Annotated in this window: 19 protein-coding genes; 8 read left to right on the top strand and 11 right to left on the bottom strand. The window is 56.9% G+C overall.

Annotated features, from left to right (window positions below):
* Positions 1–31: 31 nt before the first annotated feature.
* The 3 genes from arcD to ftsH all read right to left on the bottom strand — a co-directional run bounded on the left by arcD (position 32) and on the right by ftsH (position 4453).
* Positions 32–1525 carry an arginine-ornithine antiporter gene (arcD, locus tag BM300_RS00265; RefSeq protein ID WP_092461571.1) on the bottom strand — a complete coding sequence of 498 codons (1494 nt, stop codon included), beginning with the start codon at positions 1523–1525 and terminating at the stop codon, positions 32–34.
* Between the two features lie 130 nt (positions 1526–1655).
* Complete coding sequence (fnr, locus tag BM300_RS00260; RefSeq protein WP_092141716.1) at positions 1656–2408, bottom strand: fumarate/nitrate reduction transcriptional regulator Fnr; 753 nt, start codon at positions 2406–2408, stop codon at positions 1656–1658.
* A 218-nt stretch (positions 2409–2626) separates the two neighbouring features.
* Positions 2627–4453 carry an ATP-dependent zinc metalloprotease FtsH gene (gene ftsH / locus BM300_RS00255; RefSeq protein ID WP_092221957.1) on the bottom strand — a complete coding sequence of 609 codons (1827 nt, stop codon included), beginning with the start codon at positions 4451–4453 and terminating at the stop codon, positions 2627–2629.
* Positions 4454–4712: 259 nt separating this feature from the next.
* On the opposite strand from ftsH, the gene BM300_RS00250 reads away from it, so the two are divergent.
* Positions 4713–4976 (top strand): Lpp/OprI family alanine-zipper lipoprotein, encoded by a 264-nt coding sequence (locus BM300_RS00250; RefSeq protein WP_092141710.1) that lies wholly within the window; start codon positions 4713–4715, stop codon positions 4974–4976.
* Between the two features lie 78 nt (positions 4977–5054).
* Here BM300_RS00250 and BM300_RS00245 read toward each other — a convergent pair whose 3' ends face one another.
* On the bottom strand, positions 5055–6398 hold the full coding sequence (locus BM300_RS00245; RefSeq protein WP_092461569.1) for an OprD family porin: 1344 nt from the start codon (positions 6396–6398) through the stop codon (positions 5055–5057).
* Positions 6399–6708: 310 nt separating this feature from the next.
* Between BM300_RS00245 and BM300_RS00240 the strand changes: the two genes are divergently transcribed.
* The 6 genes from BM300_RS00240 to BM300_RS00215 all read left to right on the top strand — a co-directional run bounded on the left by BM300_RS00240 (position 6709) and on the right by BM300_RS00215 (position 13035).
* Positions 6709–7440: a GntR family transcriptional regulator gene (locus BM300_RS00240; protein ID WP_092141704.1), complete on the top strand. Its 732-nt coding sequence runs from the start codon at positions 6709–6711 to the stop codon at positions 7438–7440.
* Positions 7441–7562: 122 nt separating this feature from the next.
* Positions 7563–8852, top strand: a complete 1290-nt coding sequence (locus tag BM300_RS00235) for an MFS transporter (protein ID WP_092461567.1) — start codon at positions 7563–7565, stop codon at positions 8850–8852.
* Positions 8853–8880: 28 nt separating this feature from the next.
* Positions 8881–9711, top strand: coding sequence for an amidohydrolase family protein (locus BM300_RS00230; protein ID WP_092461565.1), 831 nt, complete (start codon positions 8881–8883; stop codon positions 9709–9711).
* Positions 9712–9820: 109 nt separating this feature from the next.
* A complete protein-coding gene (locus BM300_RS00225; RefSeq protein WP_092461562.1) occupies positions 9821–12004 on the top strand; it encodes a PAS domain-containing sensor histidine kinase in 2184 nt (727 codons plus the stop codon).
* Positions 12001–12402, top strand: coding sequence for a response regulator (locus tag BM300_RS00220; protein ID WP_092344873.1), 402 nt, complete (start codon positions 12001–12003; stop codon positions 12400–12402). Before BM300_RS00225 ends, BM300_RS00220 begins: the two co-directional genes overlap by 4 nt.
* Before the next feature lie 189 nt (positions 12403–12591).
* The gene (locus BM300_RS00215) at positions 12592–13035 is read left to right on the top strand and encodes an HIT family protein (RefSeq protein WP_092221967.1); all 444 of its coding nucleotides are present in this window, start codon (positions 12592–12594) and stop codon (positions 13033–13035) included.
* Between the two features lie 202 nt (positions 13036–13237).
* On the opposite strand, the gene BM300_RS00210 is transcribed toward BM300_RS00215, so the two are convergent.
* From BM300_RS00210 to BM300_RS00180, 7 genes are all read right to left on the bottom strand, one after another.
* Positions 13238–13957 (bottom strand): sulfotransferase domain-containing protein, encoded by a 720-nt coding sequence (locus tag BM300_RS00210; protein WP_092461560.1) that lies wholly within the window; start codon positions 13955–13957, stop codon positions 13238–13240.
* The gene (locus tag BM300_RS00205; RefSeq protein WP_092344877.1) at positions 13950–14909 is read right to left on the bottom strand and encodes a hypothetical protein; all 960 of its coding nucleotides are present in this window, start codon (positions 14907–14909) and stop codon (positions 13950–13952) included. Before BM300_RS00205 ends, BM300_RS00210 begins: the two co-directional genes overlap by 8 nt.
* A 3-nt stretch (positions 14910–14912) precedes the next feature.
* Positions 14913–15824 (bottom strand): Rossmann-fold NAD(P)-binding domain-containing protein, encoded by a 912-nt coding sequence (locus BM300_RS00200; RefSeq protein ID WP_092461558.1) that lies wholly within the window; start codon positions 15822–15824, stop codon positions 14913–14915.
* 62 nt (positions 15825–15886) lie between these two features.
* Positions 15887–17185, bottom strand: coding sequence for a hypothetical protein (locus BM300_RS00195; protein ID WP_092461556.1), 1299 nt, complete (start codon positions 17183–17185; stop codon positions 15887–15889).
* Between the two features lie 39 nt (positions 17186–17224).
* On the bottom strand, positions 17225–18316 hold the full coding sequence (locus tag BM300_RS00190) for a hypothetical protein (RefSeq protein ID WP_092221977.1): 1092 nt from the start codon (positions 18314–18316) through the stop codon (positions 17225–17227).
* Positions 18317–19055: 739 nt separating this feature from the next.
* Complete coding sequence (locus BM300_RS00185) at positions 19056–20915, bottom strand: ABC transporter ATP-binding protein (RefSeq protein ID WP_063321528.1); 1860 nt, start codon at positions 20913–20915, stop codon at positions 19056–19058.
* A gap of 147 nt (positions 20916–21062) precedes the next feature.
* Positions 21063–21947 (bottom strand): LysR family transcriptional regulator, encoded by an 885-nt coding sequence (locus BM300_RS00180; RefSeq protein ID WP_092344881.1) that lies wholly within the window; start codon positions 21945–21947, stop codon positions 21063–21065.
* Between the two features lie 113 nt (positions 21948–22060).
* On the opposite strand from BM300_RS00180, the gene argC reads away from it, so the two are divergent.
* Positions 22061–22990 carry an N-acetyl-gamma-glutamyl-phosphate reductase gene (gene argC, locus BM300_RS00175; protein WP_092461554.1) on the top strand — a complete coding sequence of 310 codons (930 nt, stop codon included), beginning with the start codon at positions 22061–22063 and terminating at the stop codon, positions 22988–22990.
* The last annotated feature ends 29 nt before the right edge of the window (positions 22991–23019 follow it).

The raw sequence follows: 23019 nt of genomic DNA, 5'->3' as shown, positions 1-23019 counted from the left end.
TTGCCGAACAGGTCAATGCATGCTTGCGAACTTACAAGGACAGTTGGCCGGACCAGAGCATCCAGCCGGCGAAGATCGCCGCCGCCCAGATCACCAGCAGCAGGCCCCAGCCAAAACCAGTGAGGGCCCGGCCCGTCCTGGCCCGTTGAGCGCTCAGGTAGATCAGCGAGCCGGGGGCATAGAGCAGGGCACTGAGCAGCATGTACCGGGGGCCGGCGGCGTAGAGCAGCCAGACGCAATAGCCCGTCGCGACCACAGCGATGGCCATGTCGCGCAGTTGCAGGCCGTGATGGCCGGCGTAGGTCTGGCCTTGCCAGGTCATTTTCAGTGCATACAGGCCACTGAACAGGTAGGGCAGCAGGATCATCGAGGTGGCGAGTGAAATCAGCGCCAGGTAGCTGGCGCTCGAATACAGGGTCAGCAACAGGAACAATTGGATGCAGCCGTTGGTGATCCATAGCGCGTTGGCCGGTGCGCCGTGTTGGTTTTCCGTGGCCAGCAGGCGCGGCATGACCTTTTCCTTGGCCGGGGTGAACACCGATTCGGCTGCCAACAGCGTCCAGGCCAGCAGCGCGCCGCCCACCGACACAATCAGGCCAATACTGATCAGCACCGCGCCCCAAGGCCCGGCCACCGCTTCCAGTACACCGGCCATGGAAGGGTTCTTCAGCGCGGCCAGTTCGGGCTGTCTGAGGATGCCCAAGGACAATAGGGAAACGGCGATCAGCAGCATCAATGTCAGGATGAAGCCAATCACCGTGGCGCGGCCGACGTCGGCCCGTTCGGCGGCCCGGGCGGAGAATACGTTGGCGCCTTCAATACCGATGAACACCCAGACCGTCACCAACATGGTGCTCTTGACCTGGTCCAGCGTACTGCCCAGCGCCGGCGTGCCCCAGAAATCCACCATGAAGGTGTCCTTGGAGAACGCGGCAATGACCAGTCCGATGAACAACAGCAACGGCACCACCTTGGCGATCGTCGTCAGGGCGTTGGCCTTGGCGGCGGTGCGCATCCCGCGCAGGATCATCCAGTGCAATGCCCACAGCACCACGGACGCGCCAACGATCGCGGCTTTGTTATTGCCTTCGCCAAACACGGGGAAAAAGTAGCTGAGCGCAGCGAACAGAATCACCAGGTAGCTGACATTGCCGATCCAGGCGCTGATCCAATAGCCCCACGCCGAATTGAAACCGAGGAATTCGCCACCCAGGGCACGGGCGTAGGCAAACACACCGTTGTCCAGTTCCGGTTGGCGGTTGGAGAGAGTCTGGTAGACCAGGGCCAGCGAGAGCATGCCCACGCCGGTGATGAGCCAGCCGATCAGGATCGCTCCGGCTCCGGCGCTGGCGGCCATGTTCTGGGGCAGGCTGAAGATGCCGCTGCCGATCATCGAACCGACGACCAGAGCGATCAGCAAACTCAGCGACAGGCGTCTGGGCTCGACCTTTCGCAAACTGCCGGCCAAAGGGTGAGGTGTGACGGTCGGGATGACCGGTTCTGTACCTTGCAGGTGCGTTGCCATGATCAAAGCCTCCATGAGACGGGAGGTTCGGTAACCTTCGTCGATGCAAAGGTTCGAACGCTGAGTCTTAATCTCGGCTTGAAGGCGTGGAGGGGTATTGACGTAGATCAGATGTCATGCAGAGCAGGCATCACAGTTCCGCATGACGATGACAACCGGCGACTTTTTGCTTGAGGCCGGGCAAGTCCAGAATCGTGACGTTGCGCCCATGCATGTCCACCAGTTCCTCCTGGCGCAGGTGGGCGATGCCCCGGCAGATGGTTTCCAGGCGCAGGCCCAGGTAGGAGCCGATGGCTTCGCGGCTCATGCGCAGCACGAATTCCCTGGAGGAATAACCTCGCATGTTAAGCCGCTGGGACAGGTTCAATAGAAACGCCGCCAGGCGTTCGTCGGCGTTCATGTTGCCGAGCATCAACAGCATGCCGTGGTCGCGCACGATTTCCTGGCTCAGGAGTTTATTCAGGTTGTGCTGCAACGACGGTAAGTCGTGGGCCAGTTTTTCCAGGAGGTTGAAGGGTAGCGGGCAGACTTCGCTGTCTTCCAGGGCAATGGCATTACAGGCGTAGCGATCGGTGCTGATGGCGTCCAGGCCAAGCATTTCGCCTTGCATCTGGAAACCGGTGACCTGTTCGCGACCGTCTACCGAAAGGACGCTGGTCTTGAAGAAACCCAATCTCACCGCATACAACGAGCGCAGCGGGTCGCCGGTGCGATACAGCGCCGCGCCTTTCTTGACCTTCACTCGCTGGGCGATCAGGGTGTCGAGGCGCTCGACTTCACCGCCCGTCAGGCCAATGGGCAGGCACAGCTCAAGCACGCTGCAGTTCGAGCAAGCGGTCTTGAGGGCATGCACCCGCAGAAGTCGCGGTTCGGACTCGGCCATGAGGAAATTTCCTATAGTTGGAGCAAGCATAGAACAACAACTCAGCCATGCCTGTTTTTTGTCGCCTAAAGCCATACCGGCTATCGATAGACGCAGAACGGGTACAAAGGATGGGGGGGCAAACCTTCACTATGGGACTTGCAGATGACGCTATTGTGTCGTGGGTGTGCGTACAGGGGGGCGTTGGATTCGTTCACGCCGTGACAGATCAGGCGCTGTCAAACCAGTCGCAAAGGCAGCGCAGCGCGTTTGAGCGGCAGGAGCGGGGCAAACTCTTCAGGTGTCAGGGTTTCCTTTTCCACCAGCAGATGGGCCCCGGCGTCGAGGTCTTCCCGATGGCTTTCCAGCAGTGTCCTGGCGCGTTGATAGGCTTCAGCGAGCAAGGCGCGGATACCCAGGTCGACTTCCCTGGCGGTTTGTTCCGAGTAGTCCTTGTCACCCATTTCCGTGCGCTCGCCCAGGTAACTGGCACTTTTGCGTTCCAGCACCGCCAGGCCAAGCTCTGTGCTCATGCCAAAGCGGGTGATCAACTGTCGGGCGATATCCGTGGCGTGGGCCAGGTCATCGGCGGCCCCGGTCGAGACTTGGCCGTAGGCAAGGCATTCGGCGGCACGTCCCGCCATCAGCACGACCATGCGGTCCTTGAGCATCTGGCAACTGACGAGAAAATGATCTTCCGTCGGTCGTTGCAGGGTATAGCCCAGCGAGCCAATGGCGCGCGGCACGATCGATACCTTATGGACCGGGTCCATGTCCGGGAGGTTGCTGGCCGCCAACGCATGCCCCATTTCGTGGTAGGCCACCACTTGGCGTTCATCGGGATGTAACAGGCTGCTCTTGCGTTCGATCCCGGCAACGATGCGCTCCACGGCCGCGGTGAAATCGTCGAGGCTGACCGTTTCGGCACCGCGTCGAGTGGCGATGATGGCGGCCTCGTTGACCAGGTTGGCCAGGTCTGCGCCAGTAAAACCCGTGGTGATGTCGGCGATACGCTCGCTATCGAGGTCCTGGCCAGTGACGATCTTCTGCAGGTGAACCTTGAGGATCGCCTGCCGGCCTTTACGGTCGGGGCGATCGATCAGGATCTGTCGATCGATCCGGCCGGCTCGCAACAGCGCCGGGTCCAATACCTCGGGGCGGTTGGTCGCCGCCAGCAGCACGACCCCTTCACGCGGGTCGAACCCATCCAGTTCTGCCAACAGCTGGTTGAGGGTCTGCTCTTTTTCGTCATTGCCGCCCAGGACGCCGACGCCGCGCATTTTGCCCAGCGCATCGAGCTCGTCGATAAAAATGATGCAGGGTGCGGCCTGTCGGGCCTGTTCGAACAAGTCATGCACGCGAGCGGCGCCGACACCGACGAACATCTCGACGAATTCCGACCCTGATATCGAGAAGAAGGGCACGCCGGCCTCTCCAGCGATGGCTTTGGCAACCAGGGTCTTGCCGGTGCCTGGCGGACCGACCAGCAATGTACCTTTGGGAATGTGCGCCCCCAAGCGTGCGTATTTCGCCTTGTCCTTGAGGAAAGAAACAATCTCCACCAGCTCGACCTTGGCTTCGTCGATGCCGGCAACGTCGGCAAAGGTCACGCCGGTATCGCGTTCGACGAACACCTTGGCGCGGGACTTGCCGATGTTCATCAAACCACCCATGCCCTGTTTTTCCGCCAGCCCACGAAACAGGAAATGCCAGATCACCATGATCAGCACGAAGGGCAGCAACCAGCCCAGCAGGCCACTCAGGAAGGTGTTTTCGTTGATGCCGGTGAACCCGACCCCCGAGTGGGCGAGATCTGCCGCCAGTGCCGGTTCCACCCTCACGGTCGCGAACTGGGTGTGGCCGTCGATGGGTTCCTGCAACTGGCCGCGGATCTGGTCCTTCTCTACCCGTAGATCGCTGACCTGCCGATTGTTCAGCAATTGCAGAAACTGGCTATAGGGGATGACCTGCACCGCGGGGCGTTCGAAAAACAGGAACTGCACCAGGCTGAACACGGCCAGCGCAATGAAGAAGTAGGACAGGTTCCATTGGTGGTTTTTTTTCATGGCCTCGACTCGATAAAAGGCCTCGAATGAACAGGCCGCGCATAAATGGTCGGGGAGATCGCCGGCTCCCTGGTTTGCTTTTTCTACGCCTGAGGGCTGCAAAGACATTGAGCTAAATCAACTCGGTTCAAGTGAGTCTCGGTGTGGGCGTCGGACGAGCCATGCAGTTGACAAGGATCAGAGTGGGCAGGGGGTGTTGCCAGATACTCGAGCCAGTTGCTAGCCGTTTTTCCTGCTGTGCTTAACCGAGGAAATAACCATGGCCTTGAATCGATACTTACCTGTCGTATTAATGAGTATTTTTCTGGCAACCACTGCCGGGTGCTGTAACAAGCTCGCCCAAGAAGTGGATGCCCGACTGGAATCGGCGGAAAATAACGCTGCAACGGCAAGGCTCAGGGCGGATGAGGCCTACAGGAAGGCTGAGCAGGCCGAGACAATGTCCGAGCAGGCCCAACGTACCGCCGAGGAGGCAAGCATCCGGGCCACTCGGATGACCGACGATAAGGCCTCGCGCAAGTAATCAGCGGATATATGGGGCATGGGCAACAGGCGGGCGCTGCGCGCGTTCGTCCACCTTCGGTTTCCTGACGCGCGAGGGTCAGAACGGCCCCAGCTTGAGCGGGTACTGGATGACGATATACAGCCGGTCGATGTCATCGCCGCCCTGGCTGCTGTTGGCGCGATGGGTGACATGGGACAGTTGCAACGACAGGTCCTTGGTCGGGCCTGACTGCACGATGTAGTGCAGGTCCAGGTCGCGCTCCCAATGGCGTCCGCCAGCGCCTTGTTGCGGACTGTAAGTGCCGGTGTCGCTATCGAACGGGTTGTAGGCACCGCCTTGGGGGGCATGGCTGCCGTCGATCCCGCGTCCAGTCACATAGCGGGCCATGAAGCTCAGGCCGGGGATGCCCAAGGTGCCCAGGTCGAGGTCGTAGCGCGCTTGCCACGAGCGCTCGCCGGGGCCGTTGAAGTCGGCATATTTGATTGAGTTGGCCAGGTAGATGGAGTCGCCGCCGACGAAATCGAAGGGCGTGTCGCCGTTGATTTTCTGATAGGCCAGGGTGAACGCCTGGGCATTGAACCGGTACTTGCCGCTCAGGCTATAGGCTGTGGTGTCGATGGCCCCGGCAATGGCCTTGCCATCGTCGCGGGTGTGATACAGGTTGCCGTCGAGGAACAGTTCGCCAACGGTGGCATGCAGGTTGGCATAGTACTGGCGCCAGGTATCGCTCAGTTCGGAGGCGTAGAGCGCGCCGCCCAGGGCTTGGCCGGTGAGCAGGTCGGCGCCGATGAAGTCGATGACGCCGTGGCGCGTCGTCGCCCCATACCCGGAAAAATCACCCTTGCTGGTCGAGGCGTCCTGATTCTTGAACGCACTGAAGTGGCCTGCCTGCAGGGCGACCCCTTCGAACTCGCGGCTGGAGAGCAGCAGGCCGCTGGCGTATTCGGGTTGCAGGCGCTTGTCTGCGGTATCGAATACCGGGCTCTGCACCGTCATTTCGCCGACCGCCAGGGTGGTGCGTGAGGCGTTGAATTTCAGCGCACCGCCGGCACTGGAGTAGTGGTCCTCGCTTCGCCCGTTCTCATCCAGCGGCAATAATCCCGTTCCGGAGTGCCCCTTGCCGCCGTCCAGTTTCAACCCCAGGAACCCGTGGGCATCGATACCTACGCCGATTGTGCCGGGGGTGAAACCGGACTCGAACGAGGCGATGAAGCCCTGGGCCCATTCCTGTTTGTAGCTTTTGCCTGCCGGGGTCGGGGCGCGATAGTCATTGTTGAGGTAGAAGTTACGGCTGAGGACTTGCAGCGTCGCCCCGTCGAGAAAGCCAGGCGTGCTTTGCGCGAGTTCCGCTGCCATCGCCGGTGCGGTGCCGCTTGTGAGCAGGGCAAGCAGCCAGAGCGGCTTCAGGGCGGCGGTTGAGTGGTGTGGTGCAGGCAACATGCTTCATTTCCATGTGAAATTGGGCGGGCGAAGGGGCGGCACTACGCGCAGCCAGGTGGGAAGCGTCCGGCGCGGCGCAGGGTGACCGAGCAGCTTGGCGCTTGAGAAACCAGGTCTGGGCAGAGGGCTTCATTCTTGGGCGTGGGGCGCGAGCGTGCGAGTTAAACGTTGTTAATTACGGGCCGCTGCATCATTGGCTTTACCATTCATCAACGGGCCACCCTGGCATTTCTTGACAGCCATCGCGGCTGGGTAAATACTCGCCACTCATATTCATATATATGACTAGATAACAAGGTGAATAAGGTCAATGAACGCTCTCTCCAGTGATGCCCGCCTGCCGCTTTATCAACGTTTACGCGACCAATTGGCTGAGCAGATCGCCAATAACCGCTGGCGCCCGGGGGAGGCGATTCCTACTGAGGCGGCACTTTCAGCCGAATACCAGTTGTCTACCGGTACGGTGCGCAAGGCCATCGATGCGCTGGTCAGCGAGGGCGTCCTGGAGCGCCAGCAAGGGCGCGGCACCTTCATTCGCCGGCCGCAATTTCAATCGTCGCTGTTCCGTTTTTTCCGCTTTCAAAGCGCTTCAGGCGAACGCCGGGTTCCCGAGAGCCGGATCCTGTCCGTGGAGCCGGTGGCCGCGCCTTCGGCGGTGGCCCAGGCGCTGGGGCTACCGGCCGACGCTCCGGTGATTCGTATCGTGCGAGTGCGTCTGCTGGAAGTGGAGCCGGTGCTCGCCGAAGAAATATGGCTGCCCCGTAGCCGCTTCCAAACCTTGCTCGAAATCGACCTGAGTCAAAAGGGCCCGTTGCTTTACCCCATTTATGAAGAGGTTTGCGGCCAGGTGGTCGCCTATGCCGAAGAAACCCTCACCGCCGAATCGGTGAATGAGGTGTACGCGCGATTGCTGCAAGTGCCGGTCAACAGCCCGGTGGTGGTGATCGAGCGTCTGGCGCGGGATTACGCCGGCAATCCCCTGGAGTGGCGACGCTCTCGCGGGCATGCCGAGCACTTCCGCTACAGCGTGGAAATTCGCTGACCCGACCCGGCTAGCGGCGAGTCGGTCGCCGCTGTCCCTACCGTTTTGTTTGTCATGACTGGCCCTGTAGCGGCGCGGTTCGCTCTCGGCTGCCTTTCGTTCCACCCATAAGGATAACAATCATGTTCAGTTGGTATCGCCAAGTCACTGCGCGAGAGCGCAAAACGTTTTGGGCCTGTTTCGGCGGATGGTCGCTCGACGCCTTGGAAGTACAGATGTTCGGCCTGGCGATCCCGGCGTTGATCGCCGCGTTCGCCTTGAGCAAGGGCGATGCCGGGCTGGTCAGCGGCGTGACCCTGGTCACTTCGGCCATTGGCGGCTGGGTCGGCGGGACGTTGTCGGACCGTTACGGTCGGGTGCGCACGCTTCAGTGGATGATCTTGTGGTTTTCGTTCTTCACCTTTCTGTCGGCATTCGTCACCGGCTTCCACCAGCTGTTGATCGTCAAGGCGCTGCAGGGCTTCGGGATTGGCGGGGAATGGGCCGCCGGTGCGGTATTGATGGCCGAGACCATCAACCCCAAGTATCGCGGCAAGGTCATGGGCACGGTGCAAAGCGCCTGGGCGGTGGGTTGGGGGCTGGCGGTCGGCGTCTTCACGCTGATCTACTCCCTCGTGCCCCAAGACATGGCCTGGCGGGTGATGTTCGTCGTGGGCCTGCTGCCGTCGTTCCTGATCATCTGGGTGCGGCGCAACGTTGAAGAGCCCGACAGTTTCCAGCGCCTGAAAAAAGACAACGTCATCCCGCAAAGTTTCTTCAAATCCCTGGCCGGTATCTTTCGCCCCGAGTTGATCCGCGTGACCTTGTTTGGCGGGTTGCTGGGGCTAGGGGCGCACGGTGGTTACCATGCCGTGATGACCTGGTTGCCGACCTTCCTCAAGACCGAGCGCAACCTGTCGGTACTCAATTCCGGCGGCTACCTGGCGGTGATCATCTTCGCCTTCTGGTGCGGCTGCGTAGTCAGTGGCCTGTTGATCGATCGCATTGGCCGTCGGAAAAACATCGTGTTGTTCGCGCTGTGCTGCGTGGTCACCGTGCAGTGTTATGTGTTCCTGCCGTTGACCAACACCCAGATGCTGTTCCTGGGGTTCCCGCTCGGCTTCTTCGCGGCTGGTATTCCGGCGAGCCTCGGAGCGTTTTTCAACGAGTTGTATCCGGCGGATGTGCGCGGTGCCGGTGTGGGGTTCTGCTACAACTTCGGCCGGGTGCTCTCGGCGGTGTTCCCGTTCCTGGTCGGCCACATGAGCGACTCTATGTCCTTGGGCTCGGCCATTGGCATCGACGCTGGGATCGCCTACGGCGTGGCGGTGATCGCGGCGCTGTGCCTGCCGGAAACCCGCGGCCGCAGCCTGGAAGCCACTGCGGCATCGGCGCCTGTGGTGGAGAGTGACGGCCAGGGCGCCCGAGCCTGATTTTCCTTATTTTCGATAGATGAAACCCATGGTTGATATCCGTACTACGCCGATCACCGGCATTGACTGCCACGCCCACGTGTTCAGCCGCGGGCTGGAACTGGCGGCTGTCCGGCGCTACACACCTGACTATGACGCTACGCTCGCTCAATACCTGGGCCACCTGCACGTCCACGGCTTGAGCCATGGGGTGTTGGTGCAGCCGAGCTTTCTTGGCACCGATAACCGCTACCTGTTGGCTGCATTGCGGCAAGCACCGCAGCAGTTGCGCGGGGTCGTGGTGGTGGAGCGAGACGTCAGCCGGGCCGAGCTGGACGACATGGCCCGGCTGGGGGTGGTCGGTGTGCGCTTGAACCTGATGGGCAAGGCGTTGCCTGATTTTCGTGACGTTGCCTGGAACGGTTTTTTGCGTCATCTCGCCGAACTGGATTGGCATATCGAACTGCATGCCAACCTGGCGGACCTGCCAGGGCTGATCGGTCAACTGTTGCCGTTTGGTGTCCGATTGGTGGTCGATCATTTCGGTCGGCCGGATGCGCGTCAGGGGTTGGATCAACCTGGCTTTGCCCAATTGATGGAGTTGGGGCAGGGTGGGCAGGTGTGGATGAAGGTGTCCGGTATCTATCGATTGGGTGCAACGGCCCCGCGAAACCTTGAATTCGCCCGCGCTTCGTTGGCGGTGTTGGAACGCAGTTTTGGCCCCGAACGCCTGGTGTGGGGCAGCGATTGGCCGCACACTCAGCATGAAGCGCATGTCGGCTTCGAGACGGTCATGGCGCAGTTGCGCGCGTTGGAATGTTCGGCGTCGCGGATGCATGCGTTAATGGTCCAGGCACCCCAGGTGCTCTTCAAGTTTTGAGGCGCGAGGTTGTGAGATTGAGTTTTCCTGAACTCGCCCGGTGAATAGGGATCTAGACATCCATTGATGCCCTGTGAAAGGTTTCAGCCAGGCGGTTTGAGGATGACTGATGTCGAACATTGAAGAGCTACCCAGGGAAACGCGTACACCAAGCGAGTACGAAAGCTTGATCGCGATGGGGACGAGCGCACTTGATGCCATTCCTGGTGCGGTGTACCTCTGTGATCGTAAGGGGTGGCTCGTCAGGTACAACGGTGAGGCGGCCGAGCTATGGGGAAGGGCGCCGGCACTTGGGGAGAACGGTGACCGTTTCTGCGGCGCCCATCGACTGTTCCTGACCGACGGTAGGCCGCTGGCATTCGAACACTGCCCGACAGCCTTGGCGCTCAATACCGGCATTGCCTCGCGCAATCAGGAAGTGCTCATCGAGCGCCCGGATGGCTCGCGGTTCGTGGCGCTGATGAACATCCGCGTGCTCAAGGATTGCCGAGGCGTCATTCAAGGGGTGATCAACTGCTTCCAGGACGTTTCGGCGCACCACGCCATGGCCGAAGAGCTTCGGCGCAAGAGCGCCGACCTGGAAGACTTTTTCGAAAACAGCGCGGTGGGCCTGCATATCGTCAGCAGCGAAGGCATTATCCTGCGCGCCAACAAGGCGGAGCTGGCGCTGCTGGGCTATTCGGCCGACGAGTACATCGGCCGCCACATCACCGAGTTTCATGTCGACGAACCGGTTATCGGCGACATCCTCACCAAGCTGGGCAGCGGCGACTGCCTGCAAAGCTACCCGGCGCGACTGAGGGCAAAGGACGGCTCGATCAAGCATGTCATGATCACTTCCAATGGCCGGTTCGAAGACGGGAAACTCTTCAATACGCGCTGCTTCACCATAGATCGGAGCGGTGTCCATGCAGCCGAGGCGGCGCGCCAGGACAGCGATGACCGACTTTCGGCGACCTATGAAGCGGCGACCATCGGTATTGCCGAGGCCGACGTCGACGGTCGCTTGCTCCGCGTCAACGACGCCCTGTGCAACATGCTGGGCCGCTCGCGGGAACAGCTCCTGTCGATGACATTCCTGGACTATACCCACCCGGATTGCATCCCGCAGGACGCCGGATTGTACGCCCGCCAAGTGGCCGGTGAACTTGATAACTACGTGCTTCGCAAGCGCGCCGTGAAGCCCGATGGCGAGGTCGTTTACCTCGACATCCACAGTTCCTCGGTGAGAGACGCCAACGGTACGTTTCGTTATGGCGTGCGAGTGCTGCAGGACGTCACGCTGGCGCGGCGGATGGAAAACCAGCTCCGCGAAAGCGAACGGCACATGCGCAATCTTCTCGAGGCGTTGCCTGCTGCGGTGTACACCACTGACGCCGACGGTCGTATCACCTTCTACAATCGCGCCGCCGTGGAACTGTCGGGACGAACACCGCAGTTGGGCGACATGTGGTGTGTGACCTGGAAGCTGTTCAATACGGACGGAACCGCGCTGCCTCACGATCAATGCCCGATGGCAGTGGCCCTGAAGGAAAACCGGCCGATACGCGGCGTCGAGGCCGTTGCAGAACGGCCGGACGGTAGCCGCGTTCCGTTTACGCCTTATCCCACGCCTTTGCATGATGCCGATGGAAACCTGGTGGGCGCCATCAACATGCTGGTCGACATCTCCGAGCGAAAGCAGGCGGAAAATCGGCAGAAGACGCTGATCGATGAGCTCAATCACCGGGTCAAGAACACCCTGGCTACGGTGCAATCGCTGGCAGCCCAGACGGCACGCAACGCAGAGGATGCGAAAGACGGCTACAGGCGTTTCGAGGCAAGGCTCTTGGCCTTGTCACGGGCACACGATCTCTTGACGAAACGGCATTGGGGGCAGACGCCGCTCGACACCCTGGCCCACGAAGTACTGATGCCGGTGTTTGGGCATGAGCCTGGCCGCATCGTGATCGAAGGCCCTTCTGCAGACGTCGGCACTCGTGTGGCGCTCAACCTTACGATGACCCTCAATGAATTGGCGATCAACGCGCTGAAATATGGTGCGATGTCGGTCGAGAGCGGGACGCTTGCCGTCACCTGGCACCTGCAAGCCCGGGCGGGCGGAACATTGCTGACCTTCGACTGGCGCGAACAAGGAGGACCCCCCGTGTCACCGCCGGAACGGGAAGGGCTGGGTTCTCGCCTGATGCAGCGTTGCATCGAGCGCGACTTGGCCGGCAAGTTCGACCTTACCTACGCTCCGCAAGGCGTTTGTTGCCGCTTTTCGTTCCTGATTGGGGTGACCGGGGCATGACCCCATTTGTAGGCGTCAGGGTGCTGGTCGTCGAGGACGAAGGCGCGGTTGCCCTGTTGATCGAGGACATGCTGGAGGAGTTCGGATGCGAAGTGGTGGCCTCGGTCGCCCGGCTCGCTGCAGCACGTGACATGGCAGGGTCGGTGCAGGTCGATCTGGCGATCCTGGACGTCAACCTGGCTGGCGAGCGCGTTTTTCCGGTGGCCGAAATCCTTCGCGGTCGCCATATTCCCTTCCTGTTCAGCACCGGATACGGCGCCAGCGGACTGCCAGCCGAATACGCTGGCTGCCCGGTCTTGCACAAGCCGTTTTCGCAAACTGAGCTGCAGCAAAAAATTGCCGTTACGCTGGCGGGGGCTCGTGAAAGCGGCTTGGCTGCCAGCACCGATGGCGACTGAGCCGCCGCCATCGCGAGCAAGCTCGCACACAGGGGGCTGGGCCAGACACGACTTTTGCGCACCGCTCGAAAAAAACTGTGGGAGCGCGCCCAGCCCTTGGCTTCCAGGCAGGCCTCTACGAGACGTTGCCTCAGGACTGTGCTAAATCTCTTACCGGCAACCAACCTTCCCAAACTCCAAGGAGTGATCATGAGTCTCCACGGTCATTACGATCCGCAGAACATCTTTGCGCTGATCCTTCGCGGCGATGCGCCGTGCTACAAGATTTACGAAGACGCCGATGTGTTGGCCTTCCTGGATCTCTTCCCTCAATCGCGCGGCCATGTCCTGGTCATCCCCAAAGCCTCCCAGGCGCGCAACATCCTCGAGGTCGAGCCCGCCGTCCTGGGTGCGATGATGTCTGCCGTGCAGCGCCTGACGCGGATCATCGTGGACGAATTGCAGCCGGACGGGGTTCAGGTCGCGCAGTTCAATGGTGCTGTGGCCGGGCAAACGGTCTATCACATTCACATGCACATCATTCCTCGTTGGGACGGTGAGGCGCCCGGTGTGCATGGTAGGGGCAAGGCCGATCCGGATGAGCTGGAAGCACTCCAGGCGCGTCTGGTCGAGCGGATTCGCTCAGGAGCCTGATGCCGGGCAGGATTCTGTAAGGGCACAGGGCGTGCCCTACTCATAAAAACTGACGGCAACGTTGCCTTTGAGCACCCCAACCGCACCTGTGGCCCATTGGCAGGCGATCGTGCGCCGGACGCACCGATGCGCGGGGCGGCCGGAAACTGCAACGGCTGTTCGATCTGTTTCAGGGCGCGCCCCCCACTTACTTTTAGCCAGGCTAAATTGAAAAATTGCCAGATAATCGGGGTTTCAAGTCATGTAAGTTTTCATAATGCGACACCGCAATCTTCAGCTTGTTTTTATCAAAAAAGAATTTTCTCTTTTCGATGTTTTCAGCCTTGTATTCCTGGCCGCTAAGCGCTTTCTTGAGTAGCCCGGATACTTGGAAGCCAGGCGGGTCGTTCGGTTTAATGTACTGGCCATACTGGTCAGGAAGTGGGACGCTGCCCATGGCCTTTCTGATCAGGTTTATTTTATTGCGGCAGTCTGCTTCGTCTTCCAGGATTAAAGAAACCGAATCCATTCGCTGAAGATATTTTGTATGCACCCGTACGGTGTTTTCATAGGCTTGCGATAGGCGTATTGCTGCCTCATCTGGAGTGACTTTAAAAGAGGCAAGCCATGATGAAAAACAGTCGACAGGGTTGCGAAGAATAGTGATCAGCAGGATTTTTTCAAGGTTGAGATTGTTCGCCAAAAGTTCTACTGGATCATAGGTTGCTTCCGAGGCAAGGTATGGACCAAAGGCCTCTTTGAGCACCAGCCGTTTGCCAGCAAAATCCCGGAGTGAGAGGGTGGGATCGATTTTCATGTGCTCGCATCTTAAGATGTGCTTTAACGGTTGGAAAATTCCTATGTAATGAGAGGACGCCAGTGCGTTGAAGAGGAATGTAGTGCCGCTTCTGCAGGGACCAAGAATCAGCACACAATCATACATTCAATATCTCCTTCTCGATTTGTCGCGTTAAGCCCTCTAGATCAGAATAACTCCAGTGGATACAAGCAGTACTTACCTTCTCGAGCAGCGACGCAAGCGGGAAATTTTGGGGGGCGCTAAAGCCTAACCATTTGGGGCGCTGAGGATCTATTGGAGAAAGCATCTGGCTTGCGACAATTTCCGCCGGTGATGAATCGTTTTGGATACGGGTTGGAAGAATTATTTTCTTCAGGTACACAGGTTTTTTTTGTATGCGCGATGGATCTACGTAGTCGGTAACACGGACAACTTCTTTTTTTGTGCTGCCTGGGATGACTAAACGGATCTCTTCAAACCACCCTAGAGCTTTGAATCCTTCCCCGCTTGGAATGATGGGTAACCTGTCATTGGTCAGGTAGCCAACGTCGGGTATCTGGAGAGATTGAAGCAAACTTGTTGTTTTTCCTTGACCTTTTTCCCCTACGAAGCAGAATCCGTAATCGCCGAAGGAGACGGCAGAGGCGTGGAGTATTGCGCCACCCTGGCGTTCTATCTCTGTAACAATAAGCTGTTTCAGTAAGCGTTGAAAATCTTTGGTGAATGAGCTGTTGTTGCGATACAAGACTTCAATGGTGTTCTTGTCTATTGAGAATAGTGTTCCGGAGTTGGGGTTGTAGATTGTGCGGGAAGTATCGGAGCTGTGCTTCACAAAGCCAGTACCAAAATCGCTTATGGCATTGTCGGTAAGGGGGTTGAAAAAAACAGTTTCTGACCAGTCAGAAAGGTCTGCTTTAAAGTCGGAGGTATTTTGGCGCAGGTTGATTTTATAGTCGAAGGTGTCGCGGGGAGACTCGCTAATGGATAGGAATGGAAAAAGGTTCGCTTCATAGAGGTCTAAAAAGGCTAGTTTTTCTGTGGGCGAATGAAAGGTTACCAGGAAAATAAACTCATCGTAGTAATTCAGGTATAACATGATTTACGCCACCTTGTAGTTGGATAGTTGATCGAGATGCATATCTATGAATTGCATGAGGCAGGTGTCGGTGCAACGCAGATTTTTCCCCAGCAGTGGCACGCCAATGAAATAGGTGGAGCCACTCGGGGTTACAACGCAAACCTCAGCGTGAATCACGCTATGGATGTTTTCGTTTAAATTGGATAAGGTTTGCATAATCGCCAATGCGCATGAATAGGAAGAGCTATTGACGACAGTATGGTATCTCTGGATTTTCCACCATTTATGGATGTCATTCTCCAAGAATGTGGAATGCAATTTTTCAAAGTCGCCACTGCTCACGTAGTCGTCCTGCTGGCTGCGAGCCTCAGAGTAAACCTTTGTAGACTTGAAACCATCAAACAGAAGTTGTTGGCTGTTATTGAAATAACACTGCTCATTCAGGTTGTGTGCCCCCATCACAAAGTCGACATGCGGGCACTGAAACTTCAGGCGATTGAAGTCATTTTGAACACCAACACCTACGATGAAGGCGTCAAGTCTCTGCCCTAGATAGGTGCCTAATAATGTCGTTGGATTGGTGACCAAAATTACGTTCTTGTGATTCAAGAAGTCCAAGTAAGGGTCAATGACTTCCTTGTTGAGCTGGTAGAGGTCGCTTTTTCCGCTTCCTCTACTGGTTCGTTTCCCAGCTATCAGGATAATAGTGTCAGCCTTCTGAATTGCTTGTGGAGATCTACAGATTTCAAAATCGACCAGATTATCCTGGAAGCTAGCTCGGAGCTTGCATTCTTGCTCGTAGCTTTCAGCGTAAAATACGATCGAGAGTTCGTTGGCTGTTCTCAGGAAAGAAACCAGCGTTTGGCCTACTTTGCCCGTGCCACCGATGATGCAAATTCGTTTGACTGGGTATCCTTCCCTGAGTAACTTCATGTTTATCCTTTGTCACAGGCTGTAGATATGTGGATTTTTCAAACTTTTGCATTGGAAAATTTCTACAGCGATGGCTGTAGTTGTTTTGCCTGGAAATAGTGTACGTTGGCACCTAGAAATAAGAAGCTCAATAGATAGCAGAGTGAATAAGTGGTTAACAAGGTGGAGCCAGACATGCTTGAGTCGGCATACCTGAAAATGTAACCCACATACCCTATGTAAACGACGGCGTTCATGACTATTTGGGTGATGATAGTATTGCCCAGTGCTCGAATGTGAGCCGATACAAGCATCATCAGGCTTGTGCAGCAAAACATGAAAATCAGGCTAGGGTTCAACCAGGGGTCTGCCGTATACATGTGAGCAGTAACGCCAAAAAGCTGACCGATTTCAATGCCCCATGTCACAAGGATGGCGATAGGTATAAGCATGCTAAGCGCGAGGTAGCGAAAGACCATCGACGAAAGACCTGGTTGGCCATTTCTAGATACGTAGATGCTGTGAATCTGAGTAAATGCCGAAACCGGGATTATTAGTAGGGTTGTTATGCTTACTGCAATTGAAAAAATAGATACGAGGTCTTTATCAATTAAAAATAATTTTTTATTGGCCATGAAGAATGCGAATCGCTGGGATGCAAGGCCAAGTCCGTTGGGGCTGCCAATTATAAAAAGGTGCCGAAGTACCGAGTAATTGAAGCTGAGTTGCCAAAGCTTGAGAGTGCTGCTTTTATAGATGTAGTAGGCCAGTTCCAGGCATTCACAGCCAAGCATGAGGTACGCAATAGTGAGCGAATAATTTTCTTTGTCGCTCAGCACAAACGCCGCGCCTGAAAAAAACATGAACGGGAAGAAGTTTATGAATCGGGCGATGCTGCTGCTGTTGCCTTTTACGTGAGCCTCAAAATATGCGTTAAAGAAGCTTGTAAGGATGTATATCGATATATAAATAAGGTACACATGGCAAAACGTCAGCGCCTTATAGCTTTTGGAAAGGCTGTCTATTTCACGATCGGATGTGATTGTGATCAGGTAACAAGCGGCTGCTACCAGGAATGAACAGGCAATGACCATAAGAAAGGATGACATGAAGATATTCTCACGTGTGCGTCCTCCCTCCAATGCCAGGTTTCCCACCGCCCTGAACATGAAGGTGACAACCGTCGCGGGAAATATAAATGCTGATGTGATGTAGCTGAAAAAGGCGAATTCATCGAAGTTTTTGTTTGCAACCAGAATTCCGGCAAATGCCATGCTGACAAAGGGGAAAAAACGATTTGCAGAAAACTTGAGTATGCTGGAATAGTAAAAGTTGGCGTAACTTTGGCGCGTCGCAGCTGCTTTCATTTGGCGAAAACCCATTTTCAAATGATCTGGTACCCATAAGCCGTAGGCAGGTAATTATATTGCTCTATGGCTTTTAGGTATTTCAAATGAGTGCGAGCTGATTGCCTTGGCTGCGGCTAGTGCATCTAAATACTCAAGACAAACATTGTCGGTTATTTTCAGGTGCTCTTTTGCACGATCAATAATCATGTCCACTGATTGTGCGTTGTCTATTAATGCCCAAAAAAGCGCGGCCGAACTGGGGAGCTCCAGGATCGCTTTAGACTCGATCGTGAGGTACCATTTTGACATATGAAACATGACGCGGGCATCCGGATTTTTGAGAATCAGCGGTTCATCACTCAGTTGATCAGTATCAACCAGCCTGGATTCAACAAAAAAAATCTCTTCCGGTACGATGTCGGCAATAATTTTGTAATCGGTGATCATTTGGTGAAATTTTTTGACAGAGATCAAGTATTTTTTACTTTCAACTGTCGATGAAACTGGAATGGAAGAGGCGAGTTCAAGAAATCTACGGAACCCAAGATGGTGCTCTCCCAGGTATCGAACTGCGTAGCGTACATGCCATTTTTCCAAGACTGATGTCGATCCGCGTATTGCCAGAAGGACACTGAGACTGTGCCTGAGTGCTTTATGTGCACTGAAGAGTGCTGAGCGCAGGTCATTAACCAACTTGAACCCCTGCGATACCTTGAGTTCACGCTCAGCGTTAAGCAAAGACAAGTCAGCGAGCCGAGTCCTGAATGTAGTAACATCAAATTCTTTTTTTATGCTGTCGAACACTGATTCCCCGCTAAGGGCAATGCCGGAATACACTCGATGGCAAATTAACATTTCATAGGCGCCGACGGACGCGAGATTTTCACCCTTTGAAATGAATTCCATTATTGAGTGTATTTTTGCGAGCGAAATCTTCGTTAGTTCTACAGGGCGCTCGAGTTCCGAAATCAAGACTTCTTCTTCTGTACAGTTGTCAAATACTGCATAGATGTCGTAATCGGAATTGGGTGTAGAGATTCCCTCCGTGATGGATCCTGACAAAAAACTGAAAATGGGTTGTGCCGTTGAGTGGAAATAACCTTTGACTAAGTTTTTTAAGGTGTCGAGCTCTTCAGTAGAAAGGTCTGCTGATGTTTGTTGCATGACATACCTCCATGTATGACTCAGTCCATCATCCGAAAACTATCGATGATTTTTTAATGCGTGTAAGGCTGTAGACTTTAACAGGAATCGTGCACTTCCATGTGCGCTGGCTATCCTTGCGTTACTATTGACTACGCCGTGGCTTATTAAGCCACGCCGCCACCGCCACCGCCGCCACCACTTTTGGTAAAGGCAGCAGATGAACTGATGGCTTTCTGCTCTTGTGCACTAAGTACACGAATTGTCGTCGTCATAGTCTAATTCCTTCTAGTAAAGTTTTGTTCGAAGCAAAATCACTTCGAGCCCAAAACCTAGTCGTGGAAGAAATATTTGTCAAACGTCAATGTGGAAAAAAGTTAAAACTTTTTTTTGGCTGAAGTGAACTGGCGCGCTGGTCGATAATTATGATATGTGCCTGAGTGGCATTATCTAGCCATCATTTTTAATTGTATTTGATTTGTAACCGGCAGGTCCGCATGATTGTTATGTCTGGGCTCTCATGTGCCTTGATTTTTAAAGAATCAGGACCATTGCAATAAGGTATTTAAGGTCGTCAGAAAAAAACGTTGAGACACGTGATACAAATCCATGTCTTCAATTCAGAGTTTGGGTATTCGGCAGCGCATCCAACCTCAATGCCCACTTGACCCAGCGCTTTTTCACCTAGCGCTGGAGGGGGCACAGTCACTGCGATTGGTTGAGAAAAGGTAAGTCGGGTTGTCCCCCGGGCCATCCACGCTCATACCTGATCCATCGCCTCAGTCACCCACTGATCCTCACCCAGAAACCCGCCACTCTGATGCTGCCATAGCCGCGCATAGATGCCGTTTTTGGCGAGCAATTCAGCGTGCGTGCCCTGTTCAATGATGCGTCCATCGTCCATGACAATCAGTCGATCCATCGCCGCAATTGTGGACAGCCGATGGGCGATGGCGATGACGGTTTTGCCCTGCATCATTTCATCGAGGCTTTCCTGGATGGCCACTTCTACTTCCGAGTCCAGCGCGCTGGTCGCCTCGTCGAGGAGCAGGATCGGAGCGTTCTTGAGCATCACTCGGGCAATCGCGATGCGCTGGCGCTGGCCGCCCGACAGCTTGATGCCGCGCTCGCCCACCAAGGTGTCGTAGCCGGTGTGGCCCTGGCGATCGCTCAGTTGGCTAATGAACTCGTCGGCCTGGGCATTGGCCGCGGCACGGCGGATTTGTGCGTCGCTTGCATCGGGTCGGCCATAGGCGATGTTTTCGCCAATGGAGCGGTGCAGCAGGGACGTATCCTGGGTGACCATGCCGATGGCGCTGCGCAGGCTGTCCTGCGTCACATGCGCAATGTCTTGCCCGTCAATGCGAATCTGCCCGCTGTCGACGTCATAGAAACGCAGCAGCAAGTTGATGAGCGTGGATTTGCCCGCGCCGGAGCGACCTACCAGGCCGATTTTCTCGCCCGGACGAATGTTCAGGCTCAAGCCATCGAGCACCTGGCGTTCACCGTTGTAGTTGAAGCTCACATTGTCGAAGGTGACCGCTCCGCCGGAGGTCACCAACACCCCGGCGTCCGGCGCATCCTGCACCTTGGGGCCGCGGGTCAGGGTGGCCATGCCGTCCTGTACGGTGCCGATGCTCTCGAACAGCGAGGTCATTTGCCACATGATCCAGTGCGACATGCCGTTGATACGCAACGCCATGGCAGTGATCGCCGCCACGGCACCGGCGCCGACTTCGCCCTGGTGCCACAGCCAAAGGGCATAACCGCCTGCGGCCATGATCAAGCCCACCACCAGCGCCTGGTTGACGATCTCGAACTGGCTGACCAGGCGCATCTGGCGAAAGCCGGTCTGTTTGAAGTCCTCCATGGCCGCGCGCGCGAAATGCGCTTCACGATTGGAGTGGGAAAACAGCTTTACGGTCGTGATGTTGGTGTAGGCGTCCGAGATGCGCCCGGTCATCGAGGAGCGCGCATGGGCCTGTTCCTGTCCGACTTTCCCTAGGCGGGGCACGAAGTAGAGCATGGCCAGCCCGAACAACACGATCCAGGCAAGGAAAGGCAGCATCAGTTTCAGGGCGAAGCCGCCGGCCAGTGCGATGATCGCGATGAAATACACGCCGATTCCGGGGGCGATCTCGATCAGGGTGAACAGCACGTCACGCACGGCCAGCGCTGTCTGCATCACCTTGGTGGTGACCCGACCGGAGAACTCATCGGAAAAAAACGACAGGCTTTGCCGCAGCATCAGACGATGAAAGTCCCAACGCAGGCGCAACGGCAGATTGATCGCCAATACCTGGTGCTGCACCATGGTACGCAACGCTACCAGTCCGATGCTGGCCAGCATGACGATGCCCATGCCCCACAGCACGCGACCTTCCTGCGCCGCCGCCTCACCACCGGCTTGCCAGGTCGAGAGCAGGTCTACGACCTGACCGAGGAAAGAAAACAACCAGGCTTCGTAGATCGACACTCCGGCGCTGAGCAGCGCAAAGGCAAGGATGTAGCCGCGGGCGCCCCGTGTGCACGCCCAAAGAAACCGAGCCAGGCCTTCGGGTGGCGGCGGTACCTCGTCGGGCGGGAAGGGGTCGAGTCTTTGTTCAAACACGCGAAGCATGGAGGGTCTCCGAAACGATCGATTAGGGAGATTCTGCCACTTAAAGGCTGCTTTGAGGGTTATGTGGCGCTGTGGTCGAATTGACCGCTCTCAGGGATTGGCTCTCATCCGGCGCCGGATCGCCGTGGGCAGAGGCATTCGAGGGCATCACTGCGCACTCAATTCCCACAACACATCCAGCACATGTTGCGTAGACCGTTCGATGTCCAGACTGCGGTGGGCGATACCCAGTTGACGCCATAATAAGGGCTTCAATGGCCGCATGACGATCCTGTGATCAAGCAATGGCGTGGCCGCCTCATGGGGCAACAACGTCGCACCATATCCTGCCGCCACCAGGCTTTTTATCGCGTCGTTGTAGTTCAGTTGGATACGCGGCGCAGGCTGTTGCCCATCACTGGCGAACCACTCCGCCGTCAAGCGCGAAAGACGCGTGCTGGCGTCATTCAAAATCAACGGCTGGGCGGACAACCAAGTGGGGGTCACAACCTCCGGGGACTCCCAGCGAGCCGGCAGGAACGCCATGACCGGGTCCCGTCGCCACGGCTCGATCCGCAAGCCCTTCACCGGGGACTGCGGCAGTGCAACCAAACCAACCTCCAGGGAGCCCTCGGCCAGTTTCTGCAAGGTTTCCTGGGAAGTCAGCACCGCGACTTGTACGTCGATAGCGGGGTGGCGTTGGCTCAACGACTCCAAAGCATGGGGCAGCAACTGCGCGATGGCCCCTGTGGAGGCGCCTAGCCGCACACGCCCGGCCAACCCTTGCACCTGACGTTCGATGTCCTCAAGCGCCTGCTCTGCGTCTGCCAACAGGCGCCGCGCGCGTTCTACCAGCGTGCTCCCTATCGCTGAAGGCTGAACGCGCCCGCGCGTGCGCGACAACAGCTTGCCGCCCACGCGCGCCTCCAGGTCGGCGATATGCAGACTGACGGTGGGTGGTGCAAGGTGCAGCGCACGGGCGGCCTCGGCAAACGATCCCAGGTCGGCAATCGCCACCAACGTGCGCAGACGGTCCAGGCTGATTTCGCGCATGAAGATTTCCTTATTCAGAAAAACTGAATTTCATGGTTTGTAAATTCAACTTTTCCTATCTTAGAGCCTCGCTGAAGATTGGGCTCCTGATTTCCAATGTCCGAGAGCACTCCATGGCAAGTCCCCTTGTATTCATCGATGGCGACCAAGGCACCACCGGGCTGCAAATCCATCAACGTCTGCGCGAACGCAACGATCTGCGGCTTTTCACACTCAGCCCCGAACATCGCAAGGATCCGCAACGTCGCGCCGAAGCCATCAATCACTGCGACATCGCGGTTCTCTGCCTGCCCGACCAAGCCGCACGCGACGCCGTAGCGACCATCGAAAACCCCGTCGTTCGGGTGATCGACGCGAGTTCGGCGCACCGCACCCAGCCAGACTGGACCTATGGTTTCGCAGAGATGAATCCGCAACAGGCCCAACGCATCGCCGCTGCGCGACGGGTCAGCAATCCCGGTTGCTATCCAACGGGGGTGATCGGGTTGCTACGCCCATTGCTGGAGGCCGGATTGCTGCCCAGGGATTACCCGCTGAACATTCATGCCGTATCGGGTTATTCCGGAAAAGGACGTGCCGGCGTGCAAGAGCATGAGGGAGTAGGCGCAGCACAGGCGTCGGCGTTTCAGGTCTATGGGCTGGGGCTGGCACACAAGCATATTCCGGAGATTCAGCAGCAAAGCGGACTGACGCAGCGCCCGATGTTCGTACCGGCCTATGGCGCTTTCAGGCAGGGGATCGTGTTGACCATACCCTTGCACACCCGATTGCTGGCGCCAGGCGTGAGCGCGGTGCAGTTGCATGGGTGTTTGATGCAGCACTACGCCGATGCGCGCCATGTACAGGTGATGTCGATGCAAGAAGCGAAAGCGTTGACGTCCCTTGATCCTCAAGCGCTTAACGGAACTGATGATTTGCGATTGTCGGTGTTTGATAACGATGAGGCCGGGCAGGTTTTGCTGGCTGCGGTGTTTGACAATCTTGGGAAGGGCGCCGCTGGCGCGGCGGTGCAGAATCTGAACTTGATGCTTGCAGGCGCATGACCGAACAAATCAGCCCCGGTGTCCTGGCT

It is taken from the genome of Pseudomonas sp. NFACC46-3 (genome assembly GCF_900114515.1).
Classification (GTDB): Bacteria; Pseudomonadota; Gammaproteobacteria; order Pseudomonadales; family Pseudomonadaceae; genus Aquipseudomonas; species Aquipseudomonas fluorescens_Q.
The sequence above is the reverse complement of the archived record's forward strand: the minus strand, read 5'-3'. Positions and strand labels throughout refer to the sequence as shown.